This is a genomic window from Streptomyces coelicoflavus, assembly GCF_003112555.1.
Classification (GTDB): Bacteria; Actinomycetota; Actinomycetes; order Streptomycetales; family Streptomycetaceae; genus Streptomyces; species Streptomyces coelicoflavus.
Genome location: NZ_BEWB01000018.1, coordinates 1 through 18941 on the forward strand (window position 1 = coordinate 1; position 18941 = coordinate 18941).

15 protein-coding genes are annotated in these 18941 nt (G+C 70.8%); 10 read left to right on the forward strand and 5 right to left on the reverse strand.

The features are described 5' to 3' along the window. Window positions 1-31: 31 nt before the first annotated feature. Window positions 32-580 (reverse strand): P-loop nucleotide/nucleoside kinase family protein, encoded by a 549-nt coding sequence (locus Sco07f_RS34685; protein ID WP_280524576.1) that lies wholly within the window; start codon window positions 578-580, stop codon window positions 32-34. Further along, on the reverse strand, window positions 577-1335 hold the full coding sequence (locus tag Sco07f_RS34690) for a GntR family transcriptional regulator (RefSeq protein WP_108990222.1): 759 nt from the start codon (window positions 1333-1335) through the stop codon (window positions 577-579). The genes Sco07f_RS34685 and Sco07f_RS34690 overlap by 4 nt, the downstream gene beginning before the upstream one ends. A 273-nt stretch (window positions 1336-1608) precedes the next feature. Between Sco07f_RS34690 and Sco07f_RS34695 the strand changes: the two genes are divergently transcribed. The 4 genes from Sco07f_RS34695 to Sco07f_RS34710 are packed head-to-tail and all read left to right on the forward strand — an operon-like array spanning window position 1609 to window position 4911. Beyond that, entirely contained in the window at window positions 1609-2055 is a 447-nt protein-coding gene (locus Sco07f_RS34695; RefSeq protein ID WP_108990223.1) for a hypothetical protein, read from the forward strand. A 47-nt stretch (window positions 2056-2102) separates the two neighbouring features. Beyond that, a complete protein-coding gene (gene repSA, locus Sco07f_RS34700; protein ID WP_108990224.1) occupies window positions 2103-3479 on the forward strand; it encodes a replication initiator protein RepSA in 1377 nt (458 codons plus the stop codon). Next, window positions 3476-3670: a helix-turn-helix domain-containing protein gene (locus tag Sco07f_RS34705; RefSeq protein WP_070390434.1), complete on the forward strand. Its 195-nt coding sequence runs from the start codon at window positions 3476-3478 to the stop codon at window positions 3668-3670. Before repSA ends, Sco07f_RS34705 begins: the two co-directional genes overlap by 4 nt. After that, the gene (locus Sco07f_RS34710) at window positions 3670-4911 is read left to right on the forward strand and encodes a tyrosine-type recombinase/integrase (RefSeq protein WP_108990225.1); all 1242 of its coding nucleotides are present in this window, start codon (window positions 3670-3672) and stop codon (window positions 4909-4911) included. Before Sco07f_RS34705 ends, Sco07f_RS34710 begins: the two co-directional genes overlap by 1 nt. Window positions 4912-4931: 20 nt before the next feature. Here Sco07f_RS34710 and Sco07f_RS34715 read toward each other — a convergent pair whose 3' ends face one another. Further along, the gene (locus Sco07f_RS34715) at window positions 4932-6140 is read right to left on the reverse strand and encodes a CAP domain-containing protein (protein ID WP_108990226.1); all 1209 of its coding nucleotides are present in this window, start codon (window positions 6138-6140) and stop codon (window positions 4932-4934) included. Between the two features lie 183 nt (window positions 6141-6323). Between Sco07f_RS34715 and Sco07f_RS34720 the strand changes: the two genes are divergently transcribed. From Sco07f_RS34720 to Sco07f_RS34735, 4 genes are all read left to right on the forward strand, one after another. After that, window positions 6324-6605 (forward strand): acylphosphatase, encoded by a 282-nt coding sequence (locus Sco07f_RS34720; RefSeq protein ID WP_007444898.1) that lies wholly within the window; start codon window positions 6324-6326, stop codon window positions 6603-6605. A gap of 379 nt (window positions 6606-6984) precedes the next feature. After that, window positions 6985-7197: a hypothetical protein gene (locus Sco07f_RS34725; protein WP_003973418.1), complete on the forward strand. Its 213-nt coding sequence runs from the start codon at window positions 6985-6987 to the stop codon at window positions 7195-7197. 266 nt (window positions 7198-7463) lie between these two features. Continuing rightward, window positions 7464-11033 (forward strand): chromosome segregation protein SMC, encoded by a 3570-nt coding sequence (gene smc, locus Sco07f_RS34730; RefSeq protein WP_108990227.1) that lies wholly within the window; start codon window positions 7464-7466, stop codon window positions 11031-11033. A gap of 217 nt (window positions 11034-11250) precedes the next feature. Further along, the gene (locus tag Sco07f_RS34735) at window positions 11251-12669 is read left to right on the forward strand and encodes a sugar porter family MFS transporter (protein ID WP_042825244.1); all 1419 of its coding nucleotides are present in this window, start codon (window positions 11251-11253) and stop codon (window positions 12667-12669) included. Window positions 12670-13047: 378 nt separating this feature from the next. On the opposite strand, the gene Sco07f_RS34740 is transcribed toward Sco07f_RS34735, so the two are convergent. After that, window positions 13048-14517, reverse strand: a complete 1470-nt coding sequence (locus tag Sco07f_RS34740; RefSeq protein WP_007444838.1) for a cytosine permease — start codon at window positions 14515-14517, stop codon at window positions 13048-13050. 207 nt (window positions 14518-14724) lie between these two features. Here Sco07f_RS34740 and ftsY point away from each other — a divergent pair, with 207 nt between their 5' ends. Continuing rightward, window positions 14725-15933: a signal recognition particle-docking protein FtsY gene (ftsY, locus tag Sco07f_RS34745; protein WP_007444840.1), complete on the forward strand. Its 1209-nt coding sequence runs from the start codon at window positions 14725-14727 to the stop codon at window positions 15931-15933. Between the two features lie 332 nt (window positions 15934-16265). On the opposite strand, the gene Sco07f_RS34750 is transcribed toward ftsY, so the two are convergent. Further along, window positions 16266-16937 carry a bifunctional DNA primase/polymerase gene (locus Sco07f_RS34750; protein ID WP_054100832.1) on the reverse strand — a complete coding sequence of 224 codons (672 nt, stop codon included), beginning with the start codon at window positions 16935-16937 and terminating at the stop codon, window positions 16266-16268. A gap of 445 nt (window positions 16938-17382) precedes the next feature. On the opposite strand from Sco07f_RS34750, the gene nsdA reads away from it, so the two are divergent. Beyond that, on the forward strand, window positions 17383-18882 hold the full coding sequence (nsdA, locus tag Sco07f_RS34755) for a transcriptional repressor NsdA (RefSeq protein ID WP_007444844.1): 1500 nt from the start codon (window positions 17383-17385) through the stop codon (window positions 18880-18882). Window positions 18883-18941 lie beyond the last annotated feature (59 nt).

Genomic DNA, 18941 nt, shown 5'->3' on the forward strand with positions numbered 1-18941 from the left:
CCTGTGTCGGCTGGGTGCCGGCGGTCTCGGGCTATGGGCTGGTCTGCTCTGATTGCAGGGTCTTGAGAACGGACTCAGGATCGCCGCTGTAGACGATGTGCGGTTCACCGGGCTCCGGGGCAACGAATCGCTTGCGGTAGCGGAGCAGGTCGCTTTCGGCGAAGTAGATCGAGTTCGGATCATCCTCGTGCCGCGCGTTGCGCTTGCTGACGCGCGACCACAGCTCTTCGTGGCTGGCCTCCAGGTAGACGACCACCGAAATCGCGCCAGCTTCGGTAGCGATCGATCGCCAGTGGGCCCGGTCTTCCGGCGTCCAGAAGCCGTGGTCGATCACCACGTCGTGACCGGCCTGGAGTTCCTCGCGGAGCTGCACGGCAGTCTCTTCGAGGATCGGCCGCTCAAGGGTCGGGAACGTACCTCGGGGAAAGTCGACCCCGTACACCCCATGGCGACGGAACATCTCCTCGTCCGGGCAGAGTCTGACGAACCCCCGTGCTGTCAGAGCACGGGCCAGAGTCGTCTTCCCTGAGCCGGGAAGTCCGACCATGAGGACACAGAACGGTTGGCGAGCGCGGTTCACTGAGTGACTTCCGATTCCGTCTGCCAGGTGCGCCCAGGGCCGCCGAGGTCGACGCCGTACTCAACGACTGCGCCTTCGCTGTCGACGAACCTCGCAGTCATGACAACTGCCGGGTCCCGCGGGGCCTTCTTGGGGTCCAGCTCCAGCAGCTTCGCGTCATCCGGAGTGAGCAGTCGAGCCGACGCGGTGTCGAACCGGTGCGTGATCGGGCGGCCGGTTGCCTGCGCGATGAGTTGCAGGGAGGTTCCTCCGGTAAGTCGCTCGCTGCTCGTGAGCTGGGGGATCAGCTCTCCGTACCGGGCGGGAATCCATGACGTGGAGTGCGCGACGATGCCATGTCGGTCGCGGTAGACCCGGCTGCGTCGGATCACGTTCGAGCCGGGCTTGAGGTCCAGTGCTTGGGCTACTTCTGCGGGCGCCGGCACCACCGAAGCCTGATGCGAGTCGGACCGTTCGCCGGTTCCCCAACTGGACCCGGTGCGGCGACCTCGGTCCTGGCGCTGAGACCCGGAGGACATAGGAGCGGGACGGTCCAAGACCTCGGTCCCGATGCCATGGATACCCCTGACAAGGCCCTCGTTGCGCAGCTTCCGCAGAGCCTTCTCGGCAGTCGCAGTGCTGACGCTCCACTCCTGCGACAGGTTCTTAATGCTCGGCAGAAGCGTGCCCGGCTGGAGTTCACCGGATGTGATCAGTTCCGCGAAGTGGGCGGCAATCTGCGCATAGGGCGCTCGATTGTCGGCCTGGTCTGCCATGGGGGTCATCTCCTCGTCTCAGTTGGCTACATCCCTAGCGTACCCCTTGACACCCTAAGGTGCCCTAGGGAACCTTAGGGATGTACCTGCTGTACGGACCATCCCGGCACCACTAAGCCTTGCCCAGGGGCGGCGCTCAACCGCCAAGAAGAACCGCCGCCCCTGGCTCCCTGGAAGGGAAGTCCCATCATGCCCGCAACTCTGGTTGCTGAGCACGTTGCCCCGACCACTCCCGCCGTATGCGTTAGGGACTTATCGAACGCGGAACGGGCGGTGGCGCTGTACGCGTCGGACAAGCCCACCAAGTACGCCTACAAGCGTGGCGACGAGGCCCAGGTCGAGGCGTGGATCGTTCAGGGCGCCCTCCGCATGGGACTGGAAGACCTCTACCAGTCGGCCGAGTTCCTGCGCGGCTACCGGATGCTGTCCCACGTCGCGACCAGCGAGCAGAAGAACGCCCACCGCGCACGCTTTCCGCAGACGGCCCGGCTGAACCGCGCCGAGAGCCTGGCCTCCCTCACCCTCCTCATGATCGAGGTGAGCGACACGGCCGTGCAGCGGAACAACCGTGTCCAGGTCGAGGGGGCCTGCCTCTGTGGCGGTACCGGCTGGTCCGAGTTCTGCTTCGACCCGGATGAGCCGACGGATTCGGCTCTGGTGGCGTGCCCTGGCCACAACCCCAAGGGGCTCATGCCGACCCCGGGGCGGGTGTACGCGTGACGGACTTCCCCGTTTCCCCTGAGGCCGTGGCTGGTGCTGCGGCCTCCATGGGCACCGACCCCGTGACCCTTGCTGACCTGTTGCGCGTGGCGAACTCGCCTGGCTTCGACCGCTGGCAGGAGCAGATTCGCCGTACAGGCGGCTGCTCGCATCCCATCCGTCTGATGGGCCAGACCGTCACCCGCGACCGCGCGACCGGTGACGTGCTCTACTCCTACAGCACCGAGCATGAGCCGGGCGGCGCCCTCCGGGTCGCCTGCGGAAACCGCCGTGCCTCCCGCTGCCCGGCCTGCGCCTGGACGTACGCCGGGGACACCTACCACCTGATCCGCTCCGGGATCACGGGCGACGAACGCAAGGACGTGCCCGCCACCGTGCGGGATCACCCCCGCGTCTTCGCCACCCTGACCGCCCCCTCCTTCGGGGCCGTGCATAACCGGCCCGACTCCGGACGCTGCCGCTGCGGGCACACGCATGCCGAGGATGCGCCGGAGCTGGGTACGGCGCTCGCTCCGGAGCGGTACGACTACGCGTGCGCGGTGCTGTGGAACAACTTCGCCTCCGACCTGTGGCGCCGCTTCACCATCTACCTGCGCCGCGAGATCGCCGCCCACGCGGGCCTGACCCAGACGGCCATGAAGGAGGTGTGCCGGGTCTCCTTCGGCAAGGTCGCCGAGTTCCAGAAACGCGGCTCCGTCCACTTCCACGCCGTGGTGCGCCTCGACGGCCCCGACGGACCCGACACCGCCCCGCCGGCATGGGCCACGGTCGCTCTCCTGGATGCCTCGATCCGTGCCGCCGCCGCCCGCGTCTCCGTACCGGTCCCCGCATCCGGCGACTTTCCCGCCCGCACGCTGCGGTGGGGTGAGCAGGTCGACGTACAGCCCATCGGCGCCCTCGGACACGAGGAGCTGACGGAACAGGCCGTGGCCTCCTACGTCGCCAAGTACGCCACCAAGGCGGCCGAGACCACGGGCACCGTTGACCGCCGGATCGGGGAGCTGTCCGAGCTGGACAAGCTGCCCCTGCCCGCGCACACACGACGGCTCATCGAAGCGTGCTGGGACCTGGACGACGCCTACCCGGCCCGGATGCTGGCGCGCTGGGCTCACATGCTCGGCTTCCGCGGGCACTTCTCGACCAAGAGCCGCCAGTACTCCACCACCCTCGGCGCCCTCCGCCAGGTCCGCGCCGACTACCGCGCACGCCAGGAACGCCGCGAACGCGGGCTCTCCGAAGACCTCGACGACACGGAGGGCTCCACGCTCGTGCTCGCCCACTGGACCTACGCCGGACAGGGCCACACCCCCGGTGAATCCTGGCTGGCTGCATCGATCGCCCGTGAGCTGCACCTGAACCGCGAGACAGCACGCGAAGCACTCGCCGACCTGCACGACATGGACGACATGGAGGTGTGGGCGTGAAGCGCTCGTTGCCCGACCGCTACCTGACCCCGGTCGACCTGGCTGACCTCCTCGGCGTCCCGGTCGAGACCGTCTATCAGTGGCGCCGCAAGCAGACCGGACCGCGCGGCTTCCGCGTCGGCCGGCACCTTCGCTTCGACCCCGAAGACGTTCGCGTCTGGGTCGAGTCCCAGATGGAGAGGGCCGCCTGATGGCCGGACACGTACAAGACCGCTGGTACAAGGTCGAGACCGGCACCGACGGCAAGACCGTCAAGGTCAAGACCGACCGCTTCGGCATCGGCCTGCGCTACCGCGCCCGCTACGTCGGCCCCGACGGCTCCGAGAAGTCCAAGAGCTTCCCTGACAAGCAGAAGCGCAAGGCTGAACAGTGGTTGGCCAACATCGAGGCCGACATGTCTCGCGGCGACTACGTGGACCCCGTGGCTGGCAAGGTCACGTTCGAGCAGTACGCCACTGAGTGGATGGCCTCGCAGATCACTGACCCGCTGACCCGTGAGTCGGTGGAGAGCCGTCTCCGCCTGCACGCGATTCCGTACCTGGGCTCTCGGCCTCTGGCCTCCTTCACACCGTCGCATCTGCGGGTCTGGCTGCGGACGCTGGAGGACCGCGGGCTCTCCGCCGGGTACCGACGCGGCATCTTCGCCCACGTGTCGACAGTGTTCACCTCCGCCGTGGAAGACCGGATCATCCGCGCCAACCCGTGTAGCGCTCGGTCCGTGCGTGCGCCGCGTCTGGAGCCTCGCAAGGTCAAGCCGTGGCCTGCTGAGCGGATCATGGATGTGCGCTCGGCCCTGCCGGACCGCTACCAGGCGCTCGTCAACGTCGCTGCCGGGTGCGGCCTGCGCCAAGGAGAGGTCTTCGGCCTGGCCGTGGAAGACGTCGACTTCCTCGGGGGAGTGGTCCACGTCGTCCGGCAGGTCAAGCTACTGCGTCTGCACCGGCCGGTGTTCGCTCCGCCGAAGGGTGGCAAGGAGCGTGACGTTCCTCTGCCTCAGTCCGTCGCCTTCGCCCTGGCCGCCCACCTCAAGAGCCACCCCGCGACGCGGATCACGCTTCCGTGGAAGAACCTCGACGGTCCGCCGGTCACGGCATCGCTCATCTTCACCGGCCCTGCCGGGCTGCCGCTCGACCGGAACCGCTTCAACGATCGCGTATGGCGGCCGGCACTTCGGGCCGCGAATGTTGAGACCGGTCGGGACAACGGCATGCACGCCTTGCGGCACTTCTACGCCTCGGTGCTCCTGGACGCGGGGGAGAGCATCAAGGCTCTCAGCGAGTACTTGGGCCACCACGACCCCGGCTTCACGCTGCGGACCTACACGCACCTGATGCCGTCGAGCGGGACCCGCACCCGGGCCGCCGTGGATCGCGTCTTCTCTGACGAGGAGCCTGCCGCTGACGGCCCGGAGACGGCCCACGAGGGCGCCTAGCCCTCTGACCTGCGGTTATCTCAGTAGCCGAAGTCCTGCGTCCACCACGGGCCGCCCGAGCCGAAGTGGACTCCGACCCCCAGGGTCGTGAAGTCGCAGTTCAGGATGTTGGCCCGGTGGCCGGGGCTGGCCATCCAGGCGTCCATCACGGCCTGGGCGCCGGCCTGGCCGCGGGCTATGTTCTCGCCGCCGAGACCGCTTATGCCCGCTGCCGCGGCCCGGTCCCAGGGGGTCGCGCCGCTGGGGTCGGTGTGGTCGAAGAAGCCCTGGGTGGCCATGGCCTCGCTGAAGTCCTCGGCCAGTTCGCGCAGGGCGCTGTTCGCGGCCACCGGGCGGCAGCCCACCTTGGCCCGTTCGTCGTTGACCAGCTTGACCACCTGCGCCTGCGCGACGGCCTGCTCCGACGCGGCGGCGGGCGTGCTGGGTGCGGCGGGCTCCTTGGTGGCCGGGCGGGAGGGTGCGGGCCGCTTCGGCTCGGCGCTCGGCGTCGTCTTCGGCTTCTTCGTCTTCGACGGTGTCCCGGCCGGGGCCGCGGGCTTGGAGGACGGTGCCGAGGTGGACGGAGAGGCCGAGGACGGCGACGCGGACGGGGAGTCCTTGGCGGACTTCTCCTCCGACGGAGACGAGGACGGGGACGAGGAGGACCGGGACGGCGAGGCCGAGCGGTCGCCGCGGCTCGTGGCGGCGTCGTCGCCACGGCCGGTGCCGGCGCTGCCCGAGGTGCCGCCCTGCTGGGACGGGCTGTTCGTCGGGGCGTCCTGGGCCCGCACCGGGTCACCGGTGCTGCTGTCGCCGCCGATCCGGTAGTTGTCGAGGCCGGGCACCGCGCCCGTGGCCACCGCCACCGTGCCGATGGCGACCGCGGCGGACACTCCGAGCAGACCGGTGCGGACACCGGCGGCCGACTTCTTGCGCCGGCGACGGCGCCCCCCGCCGGGCTGCGAACCGCCGTCGGGCGTGTAGCCGCCGGCGGGGAAGGCGACGGTACGGCCGGCCTGCGGGCCCGCGCCGTCCGGGTCGTCCGCGAACAGGTAGGCGTCGCTCCTGGCGCGGACCTCGGCGTACGCCTCGGGGTTCAGGTAGGGGGCGATCCCCATCGTGGGAGCCTCGCCCGCGTCCGGCGCCAGCGGGTCACGGGCCCGGCCCGTCGTCGTGCCGTCCGTCTCATGGCCCCCCGGGGAGCGGCCCGCGGCGGCGCGGCCGGCGGCGGAGCGTCGGTGGCGTCCCATGTCCTGGCCTTCCTCGTCCTCGTCCGCGCGTGGGGCGTGCCCTCGCGGTCGACTGTGCTCACGATCAACACGGAACTCACACGATCGAGTGAGTTTCATGTGGGATTCATTGGGTCGGGACGGTACCGCATGGCGCCAGGGGGTGAAGTGTCCCGCGAGACATTGACTGGTTAGGTTGCAGTCATGAGCGAGGATGTACGGCTGGTCGCGTGGGTGCGCGGACAGGTTCAGGGCGTGGGATTCCGCTGGTTCACGCGGGCCAGGGCGCTGGAACTCGGCGGGATGAGTGGTTTTGCTCTCAATCTGGGCGACGGCCGCGTCCAGGTCGTCGCGGAGGGCCCGCGCGAGCGCTGCGAGGGGCTGCTCGACTGGCTGCGCGGTGACGACACGCCCGGACGCGTGGACGGAGTGACGGAGATCTGGGACACACCCCGCGGGGGCTACGACGGCTTCGCCATCCGGTGACGTCCGGCCGCGTGAAGCTCCGCGAGCGCCGGGAGCGACCCTCGCCGGAGGGGTGGCCGGGGTGAAAACGGGCAGGTGGTTGCCAAGGACAGCCGCTCGTGGGAGGCTCCGCACGCAGAATGATCGCCATGCCCCGAGGGGCCCGCAGGAGTCGCAGCGCCGCCGTTTCCCGGCCGCGTGCCCCCGGGCGCCCGCGGATACGGGGCGTGATCGTGTTGACCGTCAAACTTTTTGGTGAGACGCTGAAAGCCCCGCGCACCTTAGCTGTTTGGCATGGTTGAACGGCAGCAAAAACTCCAAAGTGCCAAGCACCGCGGGTGCGATTCCCTCACGACCCACACCGCTTCGGTCGGTCACTCATTGTGGAGGACCATCCATCATGGCAAAGGCGCTTCTCGGTTACGTCGGCGGCTCCGACCCTCGACTCCTCGCCGAGATGCGACGGCTCCAGCAGCGCGTCCAGGACCTGGAATCCGAGCTCGGACGAATCCAGGCGGAGAACGACGCGCTGGCGGCTGCCGCTTCTCACGACAGGATCATGGAGAGCATGGAGAGCGTTGACGCACACCAGGCGGAGCCTGCGCTCACCTGATCACTGCATCGCTCCACCACGGCACGGCAGTGGTCGGGCCCGCCCGTACCACCGCTCAGGTGTCAGAGTCTGCAAGGGACGCTTCGGCGTCCCTTCTTTCTTTTCCCGCCCCTCGTCTCGTCCCGCGCCCCGTCCCGGCCGGTCCCTGCCCCGCGCAACCTTTCACCCTCTTCAACGTCTGATGTGCCCTGCACGTTCACCGGTGAAACCGCGGCGGTTCACCGGTTCATGGAGTGAGACACACCCGAAAGGTAGAGTCCGACGGCGTGCACCTGAAGGCCCTGACCCTCCGCGGATTCAAGTCGTTCGCCTCGGCGACCACGCTCCGGTTCGAGCCGGGCATCACCTGCGTCGTCGGCCCGAACGGCTCGGGCAAGTCCAACGTCGTCGACGCGCTCAGCTGGGTCATGGGCGAACAGGGCGCCAAGTCGCTGCGCGGCGGCAAGATGGAGGACGTCATCTTCGCCGGCACCACCGGCCGCCCGCCGCTCGGCCGGGCCGAGGTGTCGCTGACCATCGACAACTCCGACGGGGCGCTGCCCATCGAGTACGCCGAGGTCACCATCACGCGGATCATGTTCCGCAACGGCGGCAGCGAGTACCAGATCAACGGCGACACCTGCCGCCTCCTCGACATCCAGGAACTGCTCTCCGACTCCGGCATCGGCCGCGAGATGCACGTCATCGTCGGCCAGGGCCAGCTCGACTCCGTCCTGCACGCCGACCCGATGGGCCGCCGCGCCTTCATCGAGGAGGCCGCCGGTGTCCTCAAGCACCGCAAGCGCAAGGAGAAGGCGCTCCGGAAACTGGACGCGATGCAGGCCAACCTCGCGCGTGTGCAGGACCTCACCGACGAGCTGCGGCGCCAGCTCAAGCCCCTGGGACGCCAGGCCGCCGTCGCCCGCAGGGCCGCCGTCATCCAGGCCGACCTCCGGGACGCCCGGCTCCGGCTCCTCGCCGACGACCTCGTACGGATGCGCGAGGCGCTCCAGGCCGAGATCGCCGACGAGGCCGCCCTCAAGGAACGCAAGGAGGCCGCCGAGCGGGAGCTGGGCAAGGCACTGCGCCGCGAGGCGGACCTCGAGGACGAGGTGCGCCGGCTCACCCCGCGCCTCCAGCGAGCCCAGCAGACCTGGTACGAGCTGTCCCAGCTCGCCGAACGCGTGCGCGGCACGATCTCGCTGGCCGACGCCCGCGTGAAGAGCGCGACCTCGGCGCCGCCCGAGGAGCGCCGGGGCCGCGACCCCGAGGAACTGGAGCGCGAGGCCGCCCGCGTCCGCGAGCAGGAGGCCGAACTCGAGGCGGCCCTGGAGGCGGCCGAGCACGCCCTGGAGGACACGGTCGCCCACCGCGCGGACCTCGAACGCGAACTGGCCCAGGAGGAGCGCCGCCTCAAGGACGCCGCCCGCGCCATCGCCGACCGCCGCGAGGGACTCGCCCGGCTCAGCGGGCAGGTCGGCGCCGCCCGGTCCCGCGCCGCCTCCGCCCAGGCCGAGATCGAGCGGCTGGCCGAAGCCCGCGACGCGTCGAGGGAGCGGGCCGCCGCCGCCCAGGAGGAGTACGAGACCCTCCAGGCCGAGGTCGACGGACTCGACGCCGACGACCAGGAACTCGCCGAGCGGCACGACACCGCCAAGCGGCGGCTGACCGAGGCGGAGGCCGCACTGGGCGCCGCCCGCGAGGCCGCCACCGCCGCGGAACGCGAGCGCGCCGCCACCCGGGCCCGGCACGACGCCCTCGCCCTCGGACTGCGCCGCAAGGACGGCACCGGGGCGCTGCTGGCCGCCAAGGACCGGCTCACCGGCCTGCTCGGCCCGGCCGCCGGACTCCTCACCGTGACGCCCGGCCACGAGGCGGCCCTCGCCACCGCCTTCGGTGCCGCCGCCGACGCCCTCGCCGTGACCTCCCCGGCGGCCGCCGCCGACGCCATCCGCCTGCTGCGCAAGCAGGACGCCGGCCGCGCCGCCCTGCTGCTCGCCGGCGCCCCCGACGACGTACCGCACGAGCCGCGCGGCGACGGACCGCCGTACGCCGCCGACCTGGTCCAGGGCCCCGCCGACCTGATGCCCGCCGTACGGCGGCTGCTGCGGGGGATCGTCGTCGTCGCCACCCTGGAGGACGCCGAGGACCTGGTCTACGCCCGCCCCGGGCTGACTGCCGTCACCTCCGAGGGGGACCTGCTGGGCGCCCACTTCGCGCAGGGCGGGTCCGCGGGAGCGCCGAGCCTGCTGGAGGTGCAGGCGTCCGTGGACCAGGCCGCCGCCGAGCTGGCGGAGCTGGGCGTGCGGTGCGAGGAGCTGGCGGGGGAGCAGGAAGCAGCCGTCGGGCAACGGCGGGAGTGCGCCGCGCTCGTCGAGGAGCTGGGGGAGCGGCGCCGGACGGCCGACCGGGAGAAGTCGTCCGTCGCCCAGCAGCTGGGCCGGCTCGCGGGCCAGGCACGCGGCGCCGCCGGGGAGGCGGAACGGTCCGCCGCCGCGGCCGAGCGGGCTCAGGAGGCGCTGGACAAGGCGCTCATGGAGGTCGAGGAACTGGCCGAGCGGCTGGCCGTCGCGGAGGAGAGTGCCCCCTTCGGGGAAAGAGGGGAGGAGGAGCCCGACACCGCCGCCCGCGACCGGCTCGCCGCCGACGGCGCCAACGCACGCCAGACCGAGATGGAGGCCCGCCTCCAGGTCCGTACCCACGAGGAGCGGGTCAAGGGACTCGCCGGGCGGGCCGACTCCCTGGACCGCGCCGCCCGCGCCGAACGCGAGGCACGCGCGCGTGCCGAGCAGCGGCGGGCCAGGCTGCGGCACGAGGCGGCCGTCGCCGAGGCGGTCGCCGCCGGCGCCCGGCAGCTGCTCGCCCACGTCGAGGTCTCGCTGACCCGCGCCGACGAGGAGCGCACCCTCGCCGAGGCCGCCAAGGCGCGGCGCGAGCAGGAACTGACCGCCGCGCGCACCGCCGGACGCGACCTCAAGGCGGAGCTGGACAAGTTGACGGATTCAGTTCACCGGGGCGAGGTACTCGGCGCCGAGAAGCGGCTGCGCATCGAGCAGCTGGAGACCAAGGCGCTGGAGGAACTCGGTGTGGAACCGGCGGGGCTCGCGGCCGAGTACGGCCCCCATCAAGAGGTGCCGCCCTCGCCCCCCGCCGACGGCGAGGAGCTCCCCGCCGACCCGGAGCACCCGCGCAACCGCCCGCGCCCCTTCGTCCGCGCCGAGCAGGAGAAGCGGCTGAAGGCCGCCGAGCGCGCCTACCAGCAGCTCGGGAAGGTCAACCCGCTGGCGCTGGAGGAGTTCGCGGCGCTCGAGGAACGGCACCAGTTCCTCAGCGAGCAGCTGGAGGACCTGAAGAAGACCCGCGCCGACCTGCTCCAGGTCGTCAAGGAGGTCGACGAGCGCGTCGAGCAGGTCTTCACGGAGGCCTTCCGGGACACCGCCCGGGAGTTCGAGGGCGTCTTCAGCAGGCTGTTCCCGGGAGGTGAGGGGCGGCTGATCCTCACCGACCCCGACAACATGCTCACCACGGGCGTGGACGTCGAGGCCCGGCCCCCCGGCAAGAAGGTCAAGCGGCTGTCGCTGCTCTCCGGCGGGGAGCGCTCGCTGACCGCGGTGGCCATGCTGGTGTCGATCTTCAAGGCCCGGCCGAGCCCGTTCTACGTGATGGACGAGGTCGAGGCGGCGCTCGACGACACCAACCTGCAGCGGCTGATCCGGATCATGCAGGAGCTCCAGGAGGCCTCGCAGCTGATCGTCATCACGCACCAGAAGCGCACGATGGAGGTCGCCGACGCGCTCTACGGCGTGTCCATGCAGGGCGACGGTGTGTCGAAGGTCATCAGCCAGCGGCTGCGCTAGCACTCCGAGCGCTCAGTTCCACGGTCTGACCACAGTTAACTTCAACTCTTGAACGAGTAACCGCGTTCGGCATCCTCAAACTCACAACTCTTGCCCTATTGACTTCGAAACTTGAAGGCATAGTCTCTGCAACGTTGCTTTTACCTTCAGGTCCCTTCAGTGGCACCTCGAAGGGCGAACCGCCCCGGCAGCGTTGCCGGTAGCCCGAGGAGTACACGTGGCCAGCACATCGCAGGCGCCCAGTCCAGGAGCCAGGACGGCTCACCCCGATCATCTCGGGCACGTCATCTTCATCGCGGCGGCGGCCGCGATGGGCGGTTTCCTGTTCGGCTACGACAGTTCCGTGATCAACGGCGCCGTCGAGGCCATCCGGGACCGCTACGACGTCGGCTCCGCGGTGCTGGCCCAGGTCATCGCCGTCGCACTCATCGGCTGCGCCATCGGCGCCGCGACCGCCGGCCGCATCGCCGACCGCATCGGCCGCATCCGCTGCATGCAGATCGCGGCGGTCCTCTTCACCATCAGCGCCGTCGGCTCCGCCCTGCCCTTCGCGCTGTGGGACCTCGCCATGTGGCGGATCATCGGCGGCTTCGCCATCGGCATGGCCTCGGTGATCGGCCCCGCCTACATCGCCGAGGTGTCCCCGCCCGCCTACCGCGGCCGGCTCGGCTCCTTCCAGCAGGCCGCGATCGTCATCGGCATCGCCGTGTCGCAGCTGGTCAACTGGGGTCTGCTGAACGCCGCGGGCGGTGACCAGCGCGGTGAGCTGATGGGCCTGGAGGCCTGGCAGGTCATGCTCGGCGTCATGGTGATCCCGGCCATCCTGTACGGCCTGCTGTCCTTCGCCATCCCCGAGTCCCCCCGCTTCCTGATCTCCGTCGGCAAGCACGAACGAGCCAGGGAGATCCTCGAGGAGGTCGAGGGCAAGGACACCGACTTCGACGCCCGCGTCGCCGAGATCGAGCACGCGATGCACCGCGAGGAGAAGTCCTCCTTCAAGGACCTGCTCGGCGGCAGCTTCTTCTTCAAGCCGATCGTCTGGATCGGCATCGGCCTGTCGGTCTTCCAGCAGTTCGTCGGCATCAACGTCGCGTTCTACTACTCCTCGACGCTGTGGCAGTCGGTCGGCGTCGACCCGACGCAGTCGTTCTTCTACTCGTTCACGACGTCGATCATCAACATCGTCGGCACCGTGATCGCGATGATCTTCGTGGACCGCGTCGGCCGCAAGCCGCTCGCCCTGATCGGCTCGGTCGGCATGGTGATCGGTCTGGCGCTGGAGGCGTGGGCCTTCTCCTTCGACCTGGTCGACGGCAAGCTCCCGGCCACCCAGGGCTGGGTCGCCCTGATCGCCGCCCACGTCTTCGTCCTCTTCTTCGCCCTCTCGTGGGGTGTGGTCGTCTGGGTCTTCCTCGGCGAGATGTTCCCCAACCGCATCCGCGCCGCCGCCCTGGGCGTGGCCGCCTCCGCCCAGTGGATCGCCAACTGGGCCATCACCGCGAGCTTCCCGTCCCTGGCCGACTGGAACCTCTCCGGCACCTACGTGATCTACACGATCTTCGCCGCCCTCTCCATCCCCTTCGTGCTCAAGTTCGTGAAGGAGACGAAGGGCAAGGCCCTGGAAGAGATGGGCTGACCCGCCCGCGCCCCGAACTCGGGGAGAAGGGCCAAGTCCCCGCTGCCCCTCTCCCCGTACCGTCCGCCGCCCCGCCCGGTCGTTCTCCGGGCGGGGCGGAGGTGTGCCGGGACCCTCTACGAGATGAGCACATTGCGCCGATGCACCGGGCGCGCAGGGCCGCCGCCTCGATGTTGTCCAGGCGGTCGTCGAGCCCGCTCGGGTGCACCCCGCCGCGGCGGCGATCAGGTCCACGCTGAGACTCATGCGCGCAGACGAGCACCGCGCGGCCGGGCGGGCAACGGTAGTTCGCCGTGGCCGGGAGGGGGCGGGGACGAAAACGACGCCCCCGCTCCCGAGCACACGGGAGAGGGGACGTCGTCCGGTGTTGGGCGTACGTCAGACGGTCACGGTCTCGGTCCTGGCCTCGGTCTCGGGCTGGTCGGCCCGCTCCGCGCGCGCTTCCGGGACGATCAGCGCCGGCTTCGGCAGCACCGCGTACAGCAGGGCGGAGATCACGACCGTGGCCACCCAGCCCAGCCCGTACTCGCCGACGAAGTTGTTCGTGGCGAGGGGACCGGTGAACCAGTCGGACGTGGTGAACATCAGACCGGCGGCCAGGCCCACCGCCCAGGCGACGACGGCGGCGGGAGCGAAGCCGCCGCGGTACCAGTAGGCGCTGGTGCGGCCGGTGTCGGCCAGGGCCGCGCCGTCGTACTCCCGGCCGCGCAGCATGTCCGCGCCGAACACGCCGACCCAGGCGGAGAAGGCGACCGCGAGCAGCGACAGGAAGGCGATGAAGGACCCCATGAAGCTGGTCGCCACCAGCATCAGCACGCCGCCGAAGACCAGCGAGATCACGGCGTTCACCGAGACCGCCCAGTGCCGGGGGACCTTGAATCCCAGGGTCTGCGCGGTGAAGCCGGCCGAGTACATCGACATCGAGTTGATCAGCAGCATGCCGATCAGCGCGATCAGCAGGTACGGCACCGCGATCCAGGTGGGCAGGATCTCGCCCAGGAAGGAGACCGGGTCGGCCGCCGAGGCCAGGTCCGGTGTGGAGACGGCCATGATCATGCCCATCAGGACCATGGGCAGGACGACGATGCCGGCGCCGCCGACCGTGACGCCCACGATCCCCTTCGAGGAGGCCGTACGCGGCAGGTACCGGGTGAAGTCCGGAGCGGACGGGATCCAGCTGACGCCACCGGCCGCGATCAGGCCCACGCCCGTGATCATGGCGGCCACCGAACCGGCGGACCGGTCGAACACCGCGGACCAGTCCGTGTCGACGACCAGATAGCCGAGGACCAGCACCGAGAAGGCACCGAAGAGGTACGTCGCGTACTTGTTGCACTTCTGCACGGCGTTGATGCCCAGCCCGGAGATCGCGAACGTCGCCACGACGAAGGCGAGCAGCGTCACCATGTCCAGCACGCTGTTCGCGCGGATGCCGAACACGATGTCCAGCACGGTGAGCACGGCATAGGCGCCGGTCACCGCGTTGATCGTCTCCCAGCCCCAGCGGGCGACCCAGATGAGCGAGCCGGGCAGCAGATTGCCCCGCTGCCCGAACACGGCCCGCGACAGCGCCATGCCGGGCGCCCCGCCCCGCTTGCCGGCGATGCCGATCAGACCCACCAGCCCGTACGACACGACGGGCGCCGCGGCCGCGACGACCAGGGCCTGCCAGAAGTTGAGGTGGTACGCCACGACGAGGCTCGCGCCCATCGTGAGCAGCAGCACGCTGATGTTGGCGCCGACCCAGGTCGGGAACAGCTCGCGGGTCCGGGCGGTGCGCTCGTGGTCGGGCACCTGCTCGATGCCACGGGTTTCCAGGGCGCCTTCGTTCTCGGCGGTCTTGCTCATGTGGGGGGTCCGTGCCTCGATCGTGGGGAAGAGGGGCCGGTCGGGACTCTACGCGCGTTGACGCGTCCTCCTCCATCGTACTTTGCTCCGACTCGTGCCTCCCAGGGTCCTTTGTCCTTCGGACGAAACCACGAGGAGCCGGCAGACGAAACCACGAGGAGCCGACAGCGATGCCCCGTGCCGGGGGTCACGCATACTGGACGCGTTATGGAAATCGTCATCCTTGCTGTAGTCATCGCCGTGGTCGTGATCGGCGCGCTCGGCGGGCTGGTCGTGGGCTCCCGCCGCAAGAAGCAGCTGCCTCCGCCACCCCCGGCCACTCCCGACATCACCGCCCCTCCGGCCGAGCCGCACGTCGGCGACGAGGCCGAGACGCCGCGCGACGAAACGCGCCGGACGATAGAGGAGGTCGACCTCCCGGACGGCGGCACCGCCACCGTCGAAGAGCCGCCCGTCGTCGAAGAGCTCGAGATCCCGCAGATCGAGGTTCCCGAGCCCACCGCCGGCCGACTGGTCCGGCTCCGTGCCCGCCTCTCCCGCTCGCAGAACGCCCTCGGCAAGGGCCTGCTGACCCTGCTGTCCCGGGAGCACCTCGACGACGACACCTGGGAGGAGATCGAGGACACGCTGCTCACCGCCGACGTCGGCGTGCAGCCCACCCAGGAGCTGGTCGAGCGGCTGCGCGAGCGGGTGAAGGTGCTCGGCACCCGCACCCCCGGGGAACTGCGCGGCCTGCTCCGCGAGGAGCTGGTCAACCTCGTCGGCCCCGACATGGACCGCGAGCTCAAGACCGAGCCCGCCACCGGCAAGCCCGGCATCGTGATGGTCGTCGGGGTCAACGGCACCGGCAAGACCACCACCACCGGCAAGCTCGCCCGCGTCCTGGTGGCCGACGGCCGCAGCGTCGTCCTCGGTGCCGCCGACACCTTCCGTGCCGCCGCCGCCGACCAGTTGCAGACCTGGGGCGAGCGGGTCGGCGCCCACACCGTGCGCGGGCCGGAGGCCGGCGACCCGGCGTCCGTGGCCTTCGACGCGGTCAAGGAGGGCAAGGAGATGGGCTCGGACGTCGTGCTCATCGACACCGCCGGGCGCCTGCACACCAAGACCGGCCTCATGGACGAGCTGGGCAAGGTCAAGCGCGTCGTGGAGAAGCACGCGCCGCTGGACGAGGTGCTGCTCGTGCTGGACGCCACCACCGGTCAGAACGGTCTGATCCAGGCCCGGGTCTTCGCCGAGGTGGTGGACATCACCGGCATCGTGCTCACCAAGCTGGACGGCACGGCCAAGGGCGGCATCGTGGTCGCCGTGCAGCGCGAGCTGGGCGTGCCGGTCAAGCTGATCGGTCTGGGCGAGGGCGCGGACGACCTGGCGCCGTTCGAGCCCGAGGCCTTCGTGGACGCCCTCATCGGCGAGTGACGCAGCCTGCGGCGCCCCGCGCACGCACGCACGCGAGAAGCGCCCGCCTCCCGGACCGGGAGACGGGCGCTTCTCGCGTGCGGGACGCCGGGGGGCGGGGCGGTCCCGGCCGCTCGGGTGACGTGGGCGGGCCCAGGCGGCGCGGGTGGCTGTCCCGGGAACGCCCAGGATCCGCCGCGGTGGCCCGAGGATCAGTCGTTGCGTCCTGAGAGTCGGCCGCGGGTGTTCCCGAGAGTCGTCCCAGGACGGGCGGGCGGCCGACGGGAACGGGCAGACGGGCAGACGGGCAGGAGCGCGTCCCTGCCGGTGTGCCCGTCTGCCGGTGGCGGTGGCTACGCCCGGGACCGGTGGGCCACGTACGCGAGTGTCCCTAGAAGCAGCCGGGCCGCCGGCGGCCTCGTGGCCGAGTCGAGGGCCGGGGGCCGCAGCCAGCGCACCGGACCCCGGCCGCCGCGGTCGGAGGGCGGGGCCGTGATGTACGTGCCCCGGCCGAGGCCGCGCAGGTCGAGGGCGGACGGGTCGTCCCAGCCCGTGCGGTACAGCAGCCGGGGCAGCTCGGCGGCGGCGCCCGGCGCCACGAAGAACTGGGCGCGGCCCTGCGGCGTCGCCGCGACCGGACCGAGCGGGAGGCCCATGCGCTCGAGCCGGGCCAGCGCCCGCAGGCCGGCGGGCTCGGCCACCTCGATCACGTCGAAGGTCCGCCCCACCGCCAGCATCACCGCGGCGCCCGGAAACCGTCCCCACGCCTCGCTCGCCTCGGCGAGCCGCGCCCCGGCCGGAACCTCCGGCGCGAAGTCCAGGGGGTGCGCGCCAGGCGCCGGACAGTCGGGCAGGCCGCACGAGCAGGCGCCCGCGGCGGTCCGGGCGCCGGGGACCACGTCCCAGCCCCACAACCCGGTGAACTCGGCCACGACGGTGCACTCCGAGGCGCGGCCGCGGCGGCGCGCGCCGGACCTGATCTCGCGCATGCCCCGACTGCTGCCGATGCCGATCGTGAAGCCCATGCCCCCTCCAACGGGTCCGACGCAGCGGCGGTTACGCAGCGGACGTGAAACGTGACTCTCTGCTTCCAACTCCCCAGTCCGGAGCGGTTCAGGCAGCGTCCGGAAGCGCTCCGGGTGGTGCGTCCGGACACGCGCGCCCCGGTGTGCACCGTTGCACCTGCTTCTGGCTGGCCTATGTCAAGTGAATCGCGTCCCGGCCACCGTGAGTTCATTCGAAGGGGTGGCGAATGGTGGCGATTCCGCAATCGCCATGGCTGAACGAGTGATCGCGGGACTACTTTGTGTGCATGGAGCCTTGGGGCACATGCACTTGTGGGTATGCCGGAGGCAACCCGGTCCTCCGTTCGAAGGGTGTCAACCACCGGACGGGGGGCCGCAACCACCGGCATTCTGATAGGGCTTGGCGCACTCGGCGACAGGTGGCATCAGGGATGGGGGCGTTCCAGTGAGTGGCAACGGCGGAAGCGGTACGAGCGCGGGAAGCGCGTCGCACGCTGACAAGCGCCCGAACGAGCTGCTCACCTCCTGGTTCGCCCGCAGCGGGTGGTCCAAGGGCGAGCTGGCCCGCCAGGTCAACCGCCGGGCCCGCCAGCTGGGCGCCAACCACATCTCCACCGACACCTCACGCGTGCGCCGCTGGCTCGACGGGGAGAACCCGCGCGAGCCGATCCCGCGGATCCTGTCCGAGCTGTTCTCCGAGCGTTTCGGCGTCGTCGTCTCCGTCGAGGACCTGGGCCTGCGTTCCACCCGGCCCACGCCCTCCGCGACCGGCGTCGACCTCCCCTGGACGGGCCCGCAGACCGTGGCCCTGCTCAGCGAGTTCTCGCGCAGCGACCTGATGCTGGCGCGGCGCGGCTTCCTCGGGAGCTCGCTGGCCCTCTCCGCGGGCCCGTCCCTCATCGAACCCATGCAGCGCTGGCTCGTCCCCACGCCCTCCGCCGGCCCGTCGGCGGCACAGGGGCCCGCGGCGCCCGCCTCCCGCGCGCGGGGTCGCCTGTCCAGGCCGGAGCTCGACCTGCTGGAGTCCACCGCCGTGATGTTCCGCCGCTGGGACGCCCAGTGCGGTGGCGGGCTGCGCCGCAAGGCCGTGGTCGGCCAGCTGCACGAGGTCACCGACCTGCTCCAGGAACCCCAGACGGAGACCACCCGGGCCAAGCTCTTCAAGGTCGCCGCCGAGCTGGCCGAGCTGGCCGGCTGGATGTCGTACGACGTGGGGCTCCAGCCCACTGCCCAGAAGTACTTCGTGCTCGCCCTGCACGCCGCCAAGGAGGCCGGGGACCGGCCGCTCGGCTCGTACATCCTCTCCAGCATGAGCCGCCAGATGATCCACCTCGGCCGGCCCGACGACGCCCTGGAGCTGATCCACCTCGCGCAGTACGGCAGCCGGGACTGCGCCAGCCCCCGCACCCAGTCGATGCTGTACGCGATGGAGGCCCGCGCCTACGCCAACATGGGGCAGCCCGGCCGCACCAAGCGCGCGGTGCGCATGGCGGAGGACATCTTCGCCGAGGCCGACGAGTGGGACGAGCCGGACCCCGACTGGATCCGCTTCTTCTCCGAGGCCGAGCTGTACGGCGAGAACAGCCACTCCTTCCGCGACCTCGCCTACGTGGCCGGCCGCAGCCCCGCCTACGCCTCCCTCGCCGACCCCCTGATGCGCCGGGCCGTGGAGCTGTTCGCCAAGGACGAGGAACACCAGCGCTCCTACGCGCTCAACCTGATCGGCATGGCCACCGTGCACCTGCTGCGCCGCGAACCCGCGGAGAGCACCGTCCTGGCCATGGAGGCCATGGGCATCGCCAAGAAGGTCCGCTCCGAACGCGTCAACACCCGCATCCGCAAGACCGTCGACACGGCCGTACGCGATTTCGGCGACCTCGGTGAGGTCGTCGACCTCACCGAACGGCTCGCCGTCGAGCTGCCGGAGACCGCCGAAGCGGTCTGAACCCCCACCAGCCCCGGCCGCGGCCGGCCCTCCCGAACTGCCCGACTCGGCTCCCCCAT

Excerpts from the sequence above, each read along its gene's own strand:
- Sco07f_RS34690 (WP_108990222.1), bottom strand. The coding sequence starts at position 1,335 with ATGGCAGACCAGGCCGACAATCGAGCGCCCTATGCGCAGATTGCCGCC.
- repSA (WP_108990224.1), top strand. The coding sequence starts at position 2,103 with ATGGGCACCGACCCCGTGACCCTTGCTGACCTGTTGCGCGTGGCGAAC.
- Sco07f_RS34710 (WP_108990225.1), top strand. The coding sequence starts at position 3,670 with ATGGCCGGACACGTACAAGACCGCTGGTACAAGGTCGAGACCGGCACC.
- Sco07f_RS34715 (WP_108990226.1), bottom strand. The coding sequence starts at position 6,140 with ATGGGACGCCACCGACGCTCCGCCGCCGGCCGCGCCGCCGCGGGCCGC.
- Sco07f_RS34720 (WP_007444898.1), top strand. The coding sequence starts at position 6,324 with ATGAGCGAGGATGTACGGCTGGTCGCGTGGGTGCGCGGACAGGTTCAG.
- Sco07f_RS34725 (WP_003973418.1), top strand. The coding sequence starts at position 6,985 with ATGGCAAAGGCGCTTCTCGGTTACGTCGGCGGCTCCGACCCTCGACTC.
- Sco07f_RS34740 (WP_007444838.1), bottom strand. The coding sequence starts at position 14,517 with ATGAGCAAGACCGCCGAGAACGAAGGCGCCCTGGAAACCCGTGGCATC.
- ftsY (WP_007444840.1), top strand. The coding sequence starts at position 14,725 with ATGGAAATCGTCATCCTTGCTGTAGTCATCGCCGTGGTCGTGATCGGC.
- Sco07f_RS34750 (WP_054100832.1), bottom strand. The coding sequence starts at position 16,937 with ATGGGCTTCACGATCGGCATCGGCAGCAGTCGGGGCATGCGCGAGATC.